Source organism: Acidovorax sp. NO-1 (assembly GCF_000238595.1).
In the GTDB taxonomy this organism is placed as follows: domain Bacteria; phylum Pseudomonadota; class Gammaproteobacteria; order Burkholderiales; family Burkholderiaceae_C; genus Acidovorax.
Genome location: NZ_AGTS01000075.1, coordinates 79,708 through 93,185 on the forward strand (window position 1 = coordinate 79,708; position 13,478 = coordinate 93,185).

At 67.2% G+C, this 13,478-nt stretch carries 14 protein-coding genes; 3 read left to right on the top strand and 11 right to left on the bottom strand.

Annotated features, from left to right (window positions below; genetic code table 11):
- Window positions 1-51: 51 nt before the first annotated feature.
- From KYG_RS09195 to KYG_RS09220, 6 genes are all read right to left on the bottom strand, one after another.
- Window positions 52-648 carry a UbiX family flavin prenyltransferase gene (locus KYG_RS09195; RefSeq protein WP_008904610.1) on the bottom strand — a complete coding sequence of 199 codons (597 nt, stop codon included), beginning with the start codon at window positions 646-648 and terminating at the stop codon, window positions 52-54.
- The gene (locus KYG_RS09200) at window positions 641-1,054 is read right to left on the bottom strand and encodes a putative zinc-binding protein (RefSeq protein ID WP_085942542.1); all 414 of its coding nucleotides are present in this window, start codon (window positions 1,052-1,054) and stop codon (window positions 641-643) included. The genes KYG_RS09195 and KYG_RS09200 overlap by 8 nt, the downstream gene beginning before the upstream one ends.
- Before the next feature lie 2 nt (window positions 1,055-1,056).
- Window positions 1,057-1,593, bottom strand: a complete 537-nt coding sequence (locus KYG_RS09205) for an SCP2 domain-containing protein (protein WP_008904612.1) — start codon at window positions 1,591-1,593, stop codon at window positions 1,057-1,059.
- Window positions 1,594-1,610: 17 nt separating this feature from the next.
- Window positions 1,611-2,231 carry a hemolysin III family protein gene (locus KYG_RS09210; protein WP_008904613.1) on the bottom strand — a complete coding sequence of 207 codons (621 nt, stop codon included), beginning with the start codon at window positions 2,229-2,231 and terminating at the stop codon, window positions 1,611-1,613.
- A 26-nt stretch (window positions 2,232-2,257) separates the two neighbouring features.
- Window positions 2,258-3,190, bottom strand: a complete 933-nt coding sequence (locus KYG_RS09215; RefSeq protein ID WP_008904614.1) for a U32 family peptidase — start codon at window positions 3,188-3,190, stop codon at window positions 2,258-2,260.
- Between the two features lie 223 nt (window positions 3,191-3,413).
- A complete protein-coding gene (locus KYG_RS09220) occupies window positions 3,414-4,469 on the bottom strand; it encodes a peptidase U32 family protein (RefSeq protein ID WP_192810321.1) in 1,056 nt (351 codons plus the stop codon).
- Between the two features lie 233 nt (window positions 4,470-4,702).
- On the opposite strand from KYG_RS09220, the gene KYG_RS09225 reads away from it, so the two are divergent.
- A complete protein-coding gene (locus KYG_RS09225) occupies window positions 4,703-5,893 on the top strand; it encodes an MFS transporter (protein WP_008904616.1) in 1,191 nt (396 codons plus the stop codon).
- 76 nt (window positions 5,894-5,969) lie between these two features.
- Here KYG_RS09225 and KYG_RS09230 read toward each other — a convergent pair whose 3' ends face one another.
- The 4 genes from KYG_RS09230 to KYG_RS09245 all read right to left on the bottom strand — a co-directional run bounded on the left by KYG_RS09230 (window position 5,970) and on the right by KYG_RS09245 (window position 10,528).
- Entirely contained in the window at window positions 5,970-6,842 is an 873-nt protein-coding gene (locus KYG_RS09230; RefSeq protein WP_008904617.1) for an alpha/beta hydrolase, read from the bottom strand.
- A gap of 156 nt (window positions 6,843-6,998) precedes the next feature.
- On the bottom strand, window positions 6,999-8,480 hold the full coding sequence (locus KYG_RS09235) for a M20 family metallopeptidase (RefSeq protein ID WP_008904618.1): 1,482 nt from the start codon (window positions 8,478-8,480) through the stop codon (window positions 6,999-7,001).
- Between the two features lie 97 nt (window positions 8,481-8,577).
- Window positions 8,578-9,840: a diguanylate cyclase gene (locus KYG_RS09240; protein ID WP_034693923.1), complete on the bottom strand. Its 1,263-nt coding sequence runs from the start codon at window positions 9,838-9,840 to the stop codon at window positions 8,578-8,580.
- 115 nt (window positions 9,841-9,955) lie between these two features.
- Window positions 9,956-10,528, bottom strand: coding sequence for a cob(I)yrinic acid a,c-diamide adenosyltransferase (locus KYG_RS09245; protein WP_008904620.1), 573 nt, complete (start codon window positions 10,526-10,528; stop codon window positions 9,956-9,958).
- A 317-nt stretch (window positions 10,529-10,845) separates the two neighbouring features.
- On the opposite strand from KYG_RS09245, the gene KYG_RS09250 reads away from it, so the two are divergent.
- The gene (locus KYG_RS09250; RefSeq protein ID WP_008904621.1) at window positions 10,846-11,226 is read left to right on the top strand and encodes an EF-hand domain-containing protein; all 381 of its coding nucleotides are present in this window, start codon (window positions 10,846-10,848) and stop codon (window positions 11,224-11,226) included.
- A 185-nt stretch (window positions 11,227-11,411) separates the two neighbouring features.
- Window positions 11,412-12,836, top strand: a complete 1,425-nt coding sequence (locus KYG_RS09255; RefSeq protein WP_008904622.1) for an FAD-binding oxidoreductase — start codon at window positions 11,412-11,414, stop codon at window positions 12,834-12,836.
- Between the two features lie 250 nt (window positions 12,837-13,086).
- Here the strand turns inward: KYG_RS09255 and KYG_RS09260 are convergent, their stop codons facing one another.
- Window positions 13,087-13,434: an NIPSNAP family protein gene (locus tag KYG_RS09260; RefSeq protein WP_008904623.1), complete on the bottom strand. Its 348-nt coding sequence runs from the start codon at window positions 13,432-13,434 to the stop codon at window positions 13,087-13,089.
- Window positions 13,435-13,478: the final 44 nt, after the last annotated feature.

Sequence of the window (13,478 nt, forward strand, 5' to 3'; positions counted from 1 at the left end):
TGAATGAAATTGGCCGCTAGCGCTTGTACAACAAGCGCAAACAGCTATCAATTATGGAGCACTCCGCTCCAGACCCTGCCACCGGGGCGCCAGGTCGTGCTGCACATCGATAAGGTCGAGCGCGCGCGCCACGCTGTAGTCCACCACCTCGCCCACGGTCTGCGGGCGCAGGTAGAAGGCGGGCAGCGGCGGGCAGATGATGCCGCCCATCTCGGTCAAGGCCACCATGTTGCGCAGGTGCGTGAGGTGCAGCGGCGACTCGCGCACCATCAGCACCAGGCGGCGGCGCTCCTTGAGGGCCACGTCGGCCGCGCGCGTGAGCAGGTTGTCGGCCAGGCCGTGCGCAATGGCGGCGAGTGTGCGCATGGAGCAGGGTGCCACCACCATGGCATGGCACTGGAACGAGCCACTTGCAATGGCCGCACCCACGTTGGCCACGTCGTGCACGCGGTGCGCCAGGGCCTCCACCGCAGCGCGGTCCATGTCCAGCTCGTGCTGCAGGTTGCGCCAGCCTGCGTCGGAGACGACCAGGTGCGTCTCGATGCCGCTCTGGCCCTGCAGCACCTGCAAGAGGCGCGCGCCATACACGGCGCCGCTGGCGCCCGAGATCGCGACGATGACGCGGCGGGTGTGGGCAGCATCAGCCATGCGAGGGCTCCACGGCGGCAGAGCGAGCCAAGGGTTGCGCCTGCTGGTCGGCCTCCACCTGCTCCAGCACCAGCGCGGCCTGCACGGGGTCGAAGTCTTCGTGCGCGCGTTTTTTTACGCCGTACTGCTGCAGCTGGTAGTGCCGGTCGGCCACGATGCCGTGGCGCGCCAGCGTGCTTTTGACGCAGACCAGCGGACAGCCGTCGAGCGCGATGATGGGCCGGCCCGAGCGCACGGTTTTCATGAGGTGCGGCACGTCGCCGCCCACCCCGGCGATGCACGACATCTCGGCCACGCCGCGCCGGTCGAGCTGCAGCGCCACGTGGTTGGCCAGCTGCGCGGCGCTGGAGCAGCCCGAGCAGGAATAGACCAAGGGGTGGTTCTGGGGATGGGTGTCGGTGGCCATGCTCATCCTCTGTGGCGTGGTGTGGGGTCGAGGTGCCGCCGCAGGTGGCCCAGCACCTGGCGCGGTGCCAACTTCTGCGCCCACTGGCGCGGGTCCAGCACCGGCAGCTCGATGGCATCGAGCGCGTTCTTCACCACCAGGCCCAGCTCGGTGTCGCCCTCCATCGACAGGCGGCGGCTGAAGAACAGCGTGTCCGGGTCTTGCTGGCGCTGGGCCAGCAGCAAAAAATCGTGGGCCGTGGCGCTCAGCGTCACGTCAGCCACCTGCGGCAGCACCAGCGGGGCGTGGGGGGCGAAGCGCTGGCCTGTCCAGGCAAAGTCAAAGGCCAGGCGCGCATCGCGCACTTGCACCCGCATCTTCTTGTGGAGCAACAAGCGGCCCACGTCATCGGGCAGGTGCCGCGCGAGCGCCAGGTTGAGCGCCGTCACCAGCAGCATCGAGCCGGGGTAGGCGGGCAGGCGCGCCAGCAAAGCCCCCACGGGCGGCGGCACCAGCCGTGGGTTCGCGGCAGGGGTGGGCGAAGAAGGGAAAGCAGCCATAGGTTGAAGACGGGCCCTCAGGCCACGTAGAAAAACACGGTGAAGAAGTGGCAGACGCTGCCGCCCAGCACAAACAGGTGCCACAGCCCGTGGCCGTGGCGCACGCGGTGGTCCAGCGCATAGAAAACGATGCCCAGCGTGTAGCAGGCCCCGCCCGCCAGCAGCCAGGCAAACCCGGCGGGCGTGAGCGCCTGCCACAGCGGCACCACGGCCACCAGCGCCAGCCAGCCCATGAGCACGTAGATAGCGAGCGACAGCACGCGTGCACCCCGCGCCCACCAGATCTCCTGCGCAATGCCCAGCAGGGCCAGGCCCCACACCACGCCCAGCAGCAACCAGCCCCAGGCGCCGCGCAGCGACACCAGCGCAAACGGCGTGTAGCTGCCCGCAATCAGCAGGTAGATGCTGCAGTGGTCCAGCTTTTGCAGCACGGCCTTGATGGGGCGCCGGCGCACGCTGTGGTACGCGGTGGAGGCGGCGTACAGCGCCACCAGCATGGCGCCGTAGATGCTGAACGCCACCACCTTCCACGGGTCGCCCAGGCGCGCCGCGAGGGTGATGAGCACGGCCGTGCCCGCCGTGGCCAGCAGGGCGCCCACCAGGTGGCTGATGCTGTTGAAACGTTCGCCGGGGTACATGCGTTGCTGGTCCTGCTTCTATCGCGTCATTCCGGCCCGCGCTGCAACCCCTGCTCCAGCCCCGGGCGCCCGAACCAGTAGCCGTTGCAGGGCAGATCGGGCATGAAGGGCTGCATGCGCTCCACAAAGTCGGGCGCCTTTTCAGCGGTGGCTTCCGCAGCTGCGGCACGGCGGGCTTCGTCAAACGAGGCAATCACCTGCGCCATGTGCTGGGCCTGCGGGCTCAGGCGCACCACGTCCACGCCCCGGGCGCGCATCGCGGCCAATTCGTTGGCCAGGTTGTAGACGCGGGCCGATTGCGTTTGTGTGCCATTGAGCACCAGAAAACCCTCGCTCTCGCGCGTGCGCAGCGGCAGTCCGTCAGCATGGTCGAGGCAGCTGAACTGGCAGTCGTCCTTGGGCAGGTTGCGGTGGCGCGCGGTGAAGCAGCGTGCCGAATAGGCCAGTGGCATGCGCCCGTAGGCAAACACCTCTGTCTGCATGCCTGCGGGCCGCTGCGCCAGCACGGCAGCGAGCGCGTCCTGCGACATTTCGAGCGGCATCACCCAGCGGGCGGCGCCCAGCTGCGCCATCCATTGCAGCGAGTGCGCGTTGTAGAGGTTCAGGTGCGGCCCGGCCACAAAGGCCTGCGGCCCGGCAGGTGCGCGTGCAAGGCAGCTCACGGCCCCCATGTCATTGGCCTCGACCAGAAACTCGCAGTTGCCCGTGATCTTGTGCATCACGCCCACGTCGGCGCTGGACTCGATGAGCACCTGGCTGGACAAGACCGCCTCCTTGCCCGAGTCCCGCAGCATGCGCGCCAGCGCCAGCCAGTCGGCCAGGCGCAGCTCATGGCGGCGTGAGCACACCGTCTCGCCCAGGTACACCACATCCACAGGCGTGGCGGCCATGGCCTCGTAGAACGCGAACACGGTGTCGCGGGGCCAGTAGTAAAGCAGCGGGCCGAGAGAGAGTTTCATGGGGCGGTCTCCGGGGTTTCATCGTGATATTTCGGATTCAAAGCGGCGCACCGACCTTCGATCTGGCGCGATCCAGGCCAGGGGACGCCGCGCAAGGGCCGCCAAGCCGCGTATGCGGCGCTTCGCTGGCGTGCGCTGGCGTTGTCCCCCTTCCCCCAGCGCGAAGCGCGTAGAGAGAAGGGGGAAGCCGCGCAGCGGCTCAGGGGGTTGTCGCCTGATCATTTCATTTCCACGGCCGGTGGTAAGCACCCAGCGTGTGCTGCTGGCCTTCAGCCACCTGGTCCAGGCTGGCCATCCAGCGCGTCTTGGGCGCATAGCGGTGCGGGTAGGCCAGGCACTGGTCCATGGCCTCGCGCCAGACCTGGGTGACCTGCGCCACATACGCGGGGCTGCGCTGGCGGCCTTCGATCTTGATGGCGCGCACACCCATCTTGAGCAACTGGGGCAGCAGCTCCAGCGTGTTGAGGCTGGTGGGCTCTTCGATGGCGTAGTAGTTCTCGTCATCCCCCACGTCGAAACGCCCCTTGCACAGCGTGGGGTAGCCCGCGTTCTCGCCGGGCGCATAGCGGTCGATGAGCACGCCGTTCAGGCGCGACTCGCAGCCCTGCGGCGTCTCCACCCAGCGCACGGCCTTGGGCGGAGAGCACACGCCGTGCGTGTTGGGCGATTCGCCGGTCACGTACGACGACAGCGCGCAGCGCCCCTCGACCATCACACACAGGCTGCCGAAGCCGAAGACTTCGATCTCGACCGGCGTGCGATCGATGACCTGGCGCACCTGCTCCATCGAGAGCACGCGCGGCAGCACGGCGCGCACGATGCCGAACTGCTCGCGGTAGAAGTTGATGGCCTCGTAGTTGGTAGCCGAGCCCTGCACCGACAGGTGCAGGCGCAGCCGGGGATGGCGCTGCACCGCGTAGTGCATGAGGCCGGGGTCGGCCAGGATGACCGCGTCCACGCCCAGGTCCACCGCCTTGTCCAGTGCGCTGCGCCACGGGCCGGGGTTGCTGGCCTGCGGGTAGGTGTTGAGCGCCATGAAGACCTTGCAGCCGCGTGCATGCGCATAGGCAATGCCGTTGGCGATGGCGGCCTCGTCAAAGTTGAGGCCCGCAAAGTTGCGCGCGTTGGTGGCATCACGCAGGCCCAGGTAGACGCAGTTGGCGCCGTGGTCCACGGCAGCTTTCAGGGCGGGCAGGCTGCCGGCGGGGCAGACGAGTTCCAGGGCGGGGGTTGCAGCCTCGTCGGCACGCACCGCCTCCATCGGGTTCAGGGGTTGCATCACAAACATTCAAACGCCGGCCCCGACAGGGAGCCACAGCACTGGGCGCGACCATACGGGGGAGGCCGCACGCATCCGCTGATCTTCATCAACGGCAGTGCACAATGCCGCAGCAATGCAGTCGGGTTTTGATGTGCCCCTACCTTCCCGGTGCGCCGCCCTGCCGACCGGCCTTGACTTGCATCAGTCCACCCTCCCAACGCCCTACCGCACGCCCCGAGCGCTCCCCTGCCGTGAACAAGAACCTGTGGTTGCTGGCCCTGTGCCAGGGCCTTTTCCTGACCAACAACGTTGTCTTCATCGCCATCAATGGCCTGGTGGGCCTGCAGCTCGCGCCCTTTGGCTGGATGGCCACGCTGCCGGTGATGGGCTATGTGGTGGGCGGTGCGCTGTCCACACCGCTGGTGGCCAGGACGCAGATGCGCTGGGGCCGCAAGGTGTCGTTCCAGATCGGGCTGGCCGTGGCCGTGGCATCGGCCGCGCTGTGTGCCTGGGCGGCGTTCAGCGCAAGCTTCTGGCTGCTGTGCACCGCTACGCTGGTGGCGGGCTACTACAGCGCCAACGGTGGCCTGTACCGCTTTGCCGCCGCCGAACTGGCCAAGCCGGACTACCGCGAAAAGGCCGTGTCGCTGGTGCTGGCCGGGGGCCTGCTGGGCGCCGTGGCGGGCCCCAATCTGGCCAGCGCCACGCGCACCTTGTTCCCGGTGCCGTTTGCCGGCGCCTACATCGCGCTGATCGGCGTGGCGCTGTTGTCCATGCTGTGCATGTCGGCGATCCGCTTCGAAGCCCAGCCGGTGGTACTCAACGCGGCGGGCCAGCGCGAGCAGGGGCGCCCCTTGACGGTGCTGCTGCGCCAGCCCGCGATGGTGGTGGCCATCCTGGGCGCGGCGCTGGGCTACGGCGTGATGAACCTGCTGATGGCCGCCACGCCCCTGGCCATGCAGGTGTGCGGGTTTGACTTTGATGCGTCCGCGCTGGTGCTCGAATGGCACGTGATCGGCATGTTTGCCCCCGGCTTCTTCACCGGGCACCTGATCAAGCGCCTGGGCGTGCTGCCGGTGATGGGCGCGGGTGTGGCGCTGAACTTCGCTTGCGTGGCCGTGGCCCTGATGGGTGTGGAGCTGCACCATTTCGGCATCGCCCTCTTCCTGCTGGGCGTGGGCTGGAACTTTCTGTTCACCGGCGGCACCGCCCTGGCCATGACGGCCTACCGCCCCGAGGAGAAAGACCGCGCCCAGGCCGCCATCAACTTCTGCGTGTACGCCACGCTCGCGCTCAGTGCCTTTTCATCGGGGGTGCTGGTCACCACGCAGGGCTGGACGCTGCTCAATGCGGGCTCGCTCGTGCCCATTGCGGTGACAGGCGCGGCGCTGGTATGGCTGGCAAGGCATCGCCGCCGTGCGGTGCCGGAGACACCAGCCTGACAAACGGACAAATGCTATATTATTTATAGCTGCTAACGCTTGTCACACAAGCGCCGGAGCCCATTTTTGCTTTGAGTCACGCGGGACAACGCTGCACCAGCCACCGCCGGAGCATGTCGAACACCGGCTCGGCCAGTTCCGGGCTTTCGTTGAACAGCTCGTGGTACAGGGGCTCGAAGCAGTGGGACTGCACCACGGCCTTGGGCGCTGCCGCGGCAAACGCCCGGCTGCCGGCAGGGTTGACCAGCTTGTCGCTGCCCGCCCACAGCAGCAGCGTGGGCACGCTCCAGTGCGCGGCCCGCGCCACCGTGGCGGGCCCGGCGGAGGCGATGAAGCGGGCCAGGCGGGCGCTGATGCGGTCGTGGCACAGCGGATCGGCCAGGTAGGCGGCGGCAACGGCAGGGTCGTGCGACAGGTACTGCGCGTCCAGCCCGTTGCCTACCCGCAGGTTGGGTGCGACGTGCGGCAAGGTGGCCAGCAGCAGCTTTTGCACGGCGCCCAGCCCCGCGTCGAGCGCGGGGGAAGACAGCACCAGTGCATCCACGGGCCGCATCTTCAGCGACACAAAGCGCGACGCCACCAGCCCACCCATGCTGTGGCCCAGCAGCACCAGGGGTTGGCCTGCAGGGACGCGCGCCCGGGTGGCGTCCACCAGGTCGGCAAGGTCGTCCAGCAGCCGCATGTCCGACGTCAGCCCGCCGCGCGGCCCTCCGGACTCGCCGTGCCCGTACTGGTCGTAGCCGCGCACGGCAAACCCCCAGTCGTTCAGGCGGCGTGCCAGTGCGTCGTAGCGGCCCACATGCTCGCCCAGGCCGTGCACCAGCAGCACTGTCCCCCGGCAGGGCTCACCTTCTGGCAAGGGCCAGTCCTGCACGGCCAGGTTCTCGCCATCGCTGGCGGTGAAGGTGGTCAGGGTCGAGGGCGCAAGCTCGTCGTCGTCGAGGGTCATGGTCAAAGGGCTGGGTCGGACAAGGGAACAAAACGCGGATCAGGCGGGGCGCAATACCGGGGATGCCGAGCAAGGGCCGCCCCGCAGCGAGGGCATCGTCCTCCTTCCCGAAGCCGCGCAGCGACTTCGAGCGAAGGGGGGAAGGCGCGCAGCGCCTCAGGGGGTTGTAACCGAGTTTTCCGCCATGGCGGCAATCACATGGGCCACCGACGCCGTAAGGCGCTTGGCGTAAGGCACATGCAAAAACTCGTTGGGGCCGTGCGCGTTGCTCTTGGGGCCGAGCACGCCGCAGACCATCATCTGCGCTGTGGGGAAGCCTTCGCTGAGCATGTTCATCAGCGGGATGGTGCCGCCCTGGCCGATGTAGCCGCAGGACGTGCCGAAATGCGCCTGGGAGGCCTCGTTGAGCGCCTGCTCGAACCACGGCGTGGTGCTCGGCGCGTTCCAGCCGGTAGCGCCGCTGGTGCCCTGGAAGGTGACCTTGGCCTGGTAGGGCGCGTTGTCTTCGAGAAGGGTTTTCAGCTCCTGCACGGCCTGGGCTGCATCCACCAGCGGGGGCAGGCGCAGGCTGAGCTTGAAGGCGGTGTAGGGGCGCAGCACGTTACCGGCGTCCTGAAGCGCGGGAAAGCCTTCGGCGCCGGTGACGCTGAGCGTGGGTTCCCAGGTGCGCTTGAGCAGGGCCTGCACCGGGTCGGTGGTGGTGGGCAGCGCGAAGGTGGTGGAGCCGCCGCAGTCGTAGTGCGCCCAGGGAAAGCGGCGGTAGACCTCTTCGCCCAGGATGGCCGCCGTGGCGCGGGCCTGGGCCAGGCGGTCTGCGGGCACTTCGCAGTGGAAGCTCTGGGGCAGCAGACGGCCGGTCTTGCTGTCTTCCAGTCGGTCGAGCACCTGGCGCATGATGCGGAACGACGAGGGCACCAGGCCCGAGGCGTCACCGGAGTGGATGCCCTCGGTGAGGATCTCCACCTTGAGCGTGCCGGTGGCCATGCCGCGCAGGCTGGTGGTGAGCCACAGCTGGTCGTAGTTGCCGGCGCCCGAGTCCAGGCACACCACCAGCGCCACGTTGCCCATGCGGGGCTTGAGGGCGTCGATGTAGGGCAGCAGGTCGCGCGAGCCGCTTTCTTCGCAGGTTTCGATCAGGCCCACGATGCGCGGATGGGGCACGTTCTGGCGCTTGAGCTCCTGCACGGCGGCGATGCTGGCATACACCGCGTAGCCGTCGTCGGCGCCGCCGCGGCCGTAGAGCTTGCCGTCCTCGTACTTGGGGGTCCAAGGGCCCAGATCGCTGCGCCAGCCAGAGAACTCGGGTTGCTTGTCGAGGTGGCCGTACATCAGCACGGTGTCGGTGGCGCCGGCCTGGGTGGACTCGATCTCGAAGAACAGCACGGGGGTGCGGCCTTCCAGGCGCACCACTTCCAGCTTCAGCCCCTCCACCTTCTGCGATTCGACCCAGGCGGCGGCGTTGCGCACCACGGTGTCCAGCAGGCCCTGCTCGGCCCAGTCGGGCGAAAACATCGGCGACTTGGCGGGGATGGCGATGTAGTCGGTGAGCTGGCGCACGATGTCGTTGTCCCAGGCCTGGCTCACCCGCTCCAGGGCGAGTGCAGGTTGCAGGACATTGGGGGGAACACGGGCGTTCATAAAAAGGCTCTCCTGAAAACGGGTGATCTTGTGGACCGAAACCTGCATTCCAACACAAGGTCTGTGCAGACGCCAACCTAGCCGCACATGCCCGCGCTCAGTACCGGGATGCCGCGTCCGCGCCCGAATAGCTGTCGGCGGTGGCCTGGGATGCGGGGCGCCGCAAGGCCGTGGCCACCTCCACGCGGTTGCGGCCTTTTTCCTTGGCCTCGTAGAGCGCCCGGTCTGCCGCCGCTATCAGCATGTCCCAGCTGTCGCCGGGCTCCAGGCGTCCACCGAACACGCCGATGCTCACGGTGACGGCAATGGTCTGGCCCTCCGCGCTTGCAGCACCCGCGCCAGCATCGCCGCTGGTGCGAACCGGGCAGCGGGATTCCTCCACCGCCCTGCACAGGTACCGCGCCAGCTGCTCGGCGCCTGCCAGCGTGGTGTCGGGGAGCACCACCATGAACTCCTCGCCGCCGTAGCGGCCCACCAGGTCTTGCGACCGCACGCGCGCACTGAGCACATTCACCACACTGCACAGCACCTGGTCGCCCACGGGATGGCCATAGCGGTCATTCACGTGCTTGAAATGGTCGATGTCCACCATCATGAGCGCGATCGATTCGCGGGTGCGCACGGCACGGGCCACGTCACGGTCCAGCGCGGCAATCAGCGAGCGCCGATTGGCCACCCCCGTGAGCGGATCCAGCGCGGCCATCATGCGGTTGTTCTCGTCGGCGCGGTCGCGTGACATGAACACAAACCCTATCGAGCTGACCAGCACCACCGTGAACGTGGCCACAAAGGTGAGGGTCTGCAGGCCGCTGCCCTGCAGGATGTTCGTGGCGCCTGCGCCCCCCTGCAACCCCATGGCCAGCAACGACCGGCCCAGCAACACCGCGCCTTCCAGCGCAAACCCGCCCACCAGCAGCCACTGCCCGCGCCCCACGGTGGACCGGCGGTGCTCCAGCGCGATGGCCATCGCCCACAGGGCCTGCAGCCCGATCAGGAGACCGACCCAGCCCACCCGCGCCGCGAAGTTGTCCATGAACACGATCACCAGTGTCGTAACCAGCGCCGGCGGCACCAACAGCAGCAGCCAGCGGGGCTGGCGCCCCTGGAACTGGTAGATGGCGGCAATCATCGCCACGAACACACAGGACAACAGCAGGTTGCCCACCACGATGGACAGCACATCCGGTACCCGGCCGCGCAGCATGAGCAGCACATGCCCCAGCGCGTTGACGAGCAGGCCCGCCGCCCAGTAGCCCAGCCCATCGCGTCGTCGCCCCCAGCCCACCACGGCCAGGGAGGCCGCCATCAGCAGCGAACTGACGATGATCATCGCCAGCATGGTGGGGACGTGGGCAGCCATGAAATGCAGGGACAGCAAAGGATGGAGGGGGTTTCAGGCCAGCATAAACCAAGGTGGGCAAAACCGGAGCCAGAAAAATTGCACCAGCCCCCGGTGCAACCCGCTGCGGTTCCGGCTACGCGCTGCCGACTTCCTGCCGGGCCAGGCGCTCGCTCTTCCAGTACACATCGTCGCCGTCATCCACGCGGTTGAGCACGCGGGCGAGCACGAACATCAGGTCGGACAGGCGGTTGAGGTACTGGCGTGGAGCGTCGTTGATCGCCTCCTCATTGCCCAGCGCCACCACCGCCCGTTCGGCACGCCGCGCTACCGTGCGGCACACGTGGGCCTGTGACGCCGCACGTGTGCCTGCGGGCAGGATGAATTCCTGCAGCCGGGGCAGTGCAGCGTTGTGCTCCTCCAGGGCCTCATCCAGCTGCAGCACGGCCTCTTTCTTGAGCAGTTCAAACCCCGGGATCGAGAGCTCGCCACCCAGGTTGAACAACTGGTGCTGCACCTGCACCAGCAACCCGCGCACGGCGTCAGGCAGCGGCTCGCACAGCAACAGGCCGATGTGCGAATTGAGCTCATCGACATCGCCCATGGCGTGAATGCGCAGGCTGTTCTTGGAAACCCGGTGGTTGTTGCCCAGGCCGGTGGTGCCGGCATCGCCGGTGCGGGTTGCGATCTGTGTGAGCCGGTTGCCCATGGTGACCTCGTGATGGTTATGTAATGGCGCGAGGAGCGCGCACGGTCCGCGCGGCCCACTCGGGTGAATATGACCATTGTGGCCGCTGCCAGCCAACACGGTGATTGCTCCGGCTAAAGAGCCCTCGCCGCCACCGGGCCAGTCGTCCGGACTACACATTTCGCCACAACCCGGCCACAAAGGTTCACACGCGGGCCCACAGCGTTACACCGCGCTGGCAAATGTTGGCACGGGCAACAGCGGGCAAGAGTGCTGGCGCTGCCAGTGCTGCCGCGGTGCAATAAAGCCCTGTTCAACTTCGAAGGAGCCTGGCTCTTATGAAAGCACTGCAACGACGCAGCTATTCGTTCGATACCCGCAGCGTGATGCTTTTTGCGGCCCTTGCCTTGGGCGGCGCGGCCGCATTGCACGCACAAACGGCAAGCGCATCCCCCCAGTTCGGTCCCGGCGGCAAAGGCAACACCCAGAGCAGTGGCTCTGGCTACACCATCGGCCCGGCCCCCGCCAACTCCAAGGCACCCGCCACCGCGAGCGCCGCGTCCGCAGCGTTCGAGCGGGCGGATACCAACCAGGACGGCCAGCTGAGCGCGCAGGAAGTTGCCCGCCTGCCGGCCATCGTGCAGAGGTTCAACGAGCTCGACACCGACAAGAACGGTACGCTGTCTCGCGAAGAGTTTGAAAAAGGAGCACAGTCCTGACCCTGCCCGGAAAGCGCCAGCCCGGGCCGCCATGCCCTGCCGACGCCTTCCCCCCGTAGACGGGTGCTAGCCCGTGAAGGCCTGTCTGCGCTGGAACTCCAGGGCGTGGACAGGCCTTCGCACGTTCCGGGCGTCGCGCAGTACATCCAGGTGGTATTCTTTTTGGCCCTTTCCGGAGACATGCCATGAACGCCCCGACCGCCGCCGCCCACCTCCTACCCGAGATCCACCTGCGGGACGTGCCACAGGCCCTCATCGACGGGCTGCAGGCGCGCTTTGGCGCGCAGTGCTCCCTGGCCCAGGCGGTGCGCGAGCAGCACGGCCGCGACGAGGGCTCGCTGCAGGCCCCACCGCCCAGTGCCGTGGTGTTTGCCGAAAGCACGCAGGACGTGGCCGATGTGGTGCAGCTCGCCAGTGAATACGAAGTGCCGGTGATCCCCTACGGCGCGGGCTCGTCGCTCGAAGGCCATCTGCTGGCCGTGCAGGGCGGCATCAGCATCGATGTGAGCCGCATGAATCGCGTGTTGAGCATCAACGCTGAAGACCTCACCGTGACCGTGCAGCCCGGTATCACACGCAAGCAGCTCAACGAGGCCATCAAGGACACGGGCCTGTTCTTCCCCATCGACCCCGGTGCGGATGCCAGCATTGGCGGCATGTGCGCTACCCGCGCCAGTGGCACCAACGCCGTGCGCTACGGCACCATGCGCGAAAACGTGCTGGCGCTGCAGGTGGTCACCGCCGGCGGCGACATCATCCACACCGGCACGCGCGCCAAGAAGAGCAGCGCCGGCTACGACCTAACCCGCCTGATGGTGGGCAGCGAAGGCACGTTGGGTATCATGACCGAGATCACGGTGCGCCTGTACCCGCTGCCCGAGGCCGTGAGCGCTGCCATCTGCTCGTTCCCGAGCATTGAAGCGGCCGTGCGCACCGTGATCCAGACCATCCAGCTGGGCGTGCCGATTGCGCGCGTGGAGCTCATCGACCACCACACCGTGCGCATGGTCAACGCACACAGCAAGCTCACCCTGCGCGAGGAACCCATGCTGCTGATGGAATTCCACGGCTCCCCCGCCAGCGTGAAGGAGCAGGCCGAGACGGTGCAGGACATCGCCAGCGAGTTTGGGGGCAACGCGTTTGAATGGGCCAGCACGCCCGAAGAGCGCACACGCCTGTGGACAGCCCGGCACAACGCCTACTTCGCCGCCGTGCAAAGCCGCCCCGGCTGCCGCGCCATCAGCACCGACACCTGCGTGCCCATCAGCCGCCTGGCCGACTGCCTGCTCGACTCGGTGCAGGAGGCCGAGGACAGCGGCATCCCCTACTTCCTCGTCGGCCACGTGGGCGACGGCAATTTTCACTTTGGCTACCTGCTTGACCCCAACATCCCTGAAGAGCGCGTGACCGCTGAAGACCTGAACCACAAGCTCGTGGCCCGCGCGCTGAGCATGGGCGGCACCTGCACCGGCGAGCACGGCGTGGGCCTGCACAAGATGGGCTTTCTGGTGGATGAAACCGGCGCTGGCGCGGTGGACATGATGCGGGCCATCAAACGTGCGCTGGACCCGAAGAACATCCTGAATCCTGGGAAGATTTTTTCGCTGTAATCCGGTATCGCCGCGCAGAGGTCACTGCGCTGGTGCTGCGCCTGCCATAGCCGAAAAGTTTAAGTGTTTTTGGCCTCCAGCGCTTATCTAGATTGCGCAAATAGCTCCTCTTTTAATAGCGAATATTGAGACTGGGTGCTCCTGCAGATAAGGCTACTGCCCACGACTCGTCTTGGCATCCCAACCCCCTCTTGGCTACCTTTGGAATTGGGCAGGACCGGTGCGGGCTGCAGGTCGAAGTTCAACACAATCATCGTGCGCCCGCCTCCGGGCGGTGCGCGGGCAGGCCCAGCGTGCCCTCCACGCCCAGGGTGAAGGTGCGTTCCTCGCGCAGGATGAAGCGCTTTTCCTGCGCCATCGCAAAGTTCGCTCGGCCTTCGGGGTCGGCGCGCAGCCGTGCTCTGTAGGCCTCGTAGGCAGCAAGCGATTCAAAGCCGATCAGGCCCCAGGCCTCGTAGTTGCTGCCTTCGTACGGCAGGAAGTACCCGAGCAGATGGCCGCCGCAGCGGGGGATGATCTGGCCCCACCTGCATGCGTATTCGGCAAACAGTTGGCGTTGGAAGGGGTCGATTTCGTAGCGGATGAAACAGGTGATCATGACAAGGCCTGACGCGTGGAGAAAACAAACAAGGCCTCCACGGT